Below are 1,131 nucleotides of genomic sequence, written 5' to 3'. Positions count from 1 at the left end.
CCACAGCAGTGTCCAAGACCTCCCTGTGGCGTCGCCTGGCGCCGGTGGCCGGGTTGTTCGTGTTGTCGCCCATCGGCGCCGAGTACCTGAGCGGCTACCACGGCCAGCGCATCGGGGACCTGCCGGGACTGCTGCTCACCCTGCTCGTCCTCGGCCCCCTCTACGGCGCGGCGGCGATCATCCTCCGCGAGGTCACACGCCGCGCCGGGCGCGGCCGGCCCACCATCGTGCTGCTGGCCGCCGCCTTCGGCCTGATCCAGGCGGGTCTCATCGATCAGAGCCTGTTCAACCACGGCGCGTTCGAAGCCGGTCCGTACTGGAAGTCGCTGCCGGCCCTCGTACCCGGGCTCGACGTCGACGTCAGTCAGCTGCTGGTCTTCGTCGGCGGTCATGTCATGTGCGCCTTCGCGGCACCCATCGCCGTGATCGAGGGCTGCGTGCCCGGGCTCGCCGACCGGCCGTGGCTGGGCCGGTTCGGGCTTGGCGTGGCCGCCGTGCTGTACCTGGGCGCAGCAGGCTACTTCCACGTCGAGTTCGTCCGCGATACGGGCTTCCAGGCAACGCCTGAGCAGTTGACCCTGACCGTGTCGACCGTGCTCCTCGTGACCGTTGCCGCCCTGGCACTTCCTCGCCCGAGAGCCCCGAGGCCCGGCCGCGTTCCCGCGCCCGGGCTGGTGGGCCTGTTGTGCCTGCTGCTGGGCGGTGTGCACATCGTGGCGCGATCCCCGGAGCCGGGGACCGCGGCCTGGCCGAGCATCGCGGTGTCCGCCCTGGTCGCGGTACTCGTCGTGATCTGCCTGGTGAGCTGGGGCCGCCGCAAGGACTGGGGCCGCCTCCACGTGCTGGCCGCCGCCGGGTCGCCGCTGCTGCTGTACGCGCTGGTGGCCTACCTGGTGCCGCCCGTGGGCCACAGCGACTACGCGGGCAAGTACGCCTCCAACACCGTCTTCCTGGTAGCGGTCATCGTCCTGCTGGCCTGGGCCTGGCAGCGCAACCGCACGCCACCGGCGGAGCCACCGGACCGCAGCAGCACGCAACCACGCCCGGCGCCATCGAGGCCACGCCCGCCGAACTGATGCGACTCGCTGTCAGCGCCCGCTTCGCCATCGCGCCGTCAACCTGTTCCGATGG

The 1,131-nt window shown here is 71.7% G+C and carries 1 protein-coding gene; it reads left to right on the top strand.

The features are described 5' to 3' along the window. Window positions 1-1,076, top strand: a 1,076-nt coding sequence (locus tag KME80_RS49780) for a hypothetical protein (RefSeq protein WP_219520105.1), incomplete at its 5' end; no start/stop codon positions are given. Window positions 1,077-1,131: the final 55 nt, after the last annotated feature.

The sequence above is a fragment of the Nonomuraea ceibae genome (genome assembly GCF_019396325.1).
In the GTDB taxonomy this organism is placed as follows: domain Bacteria; phylum Actinomycetota; class Actinomycetes; order Streptosporangiales; family Streptosporangiaceae; genus Nonomuraea; species Nonomuraea ceibae.
The sequence above is the reverse complement of the archived record's forward strand: the minus strand, read 5'-3'. Positions and strand labels throughout refer to the sequence as shown.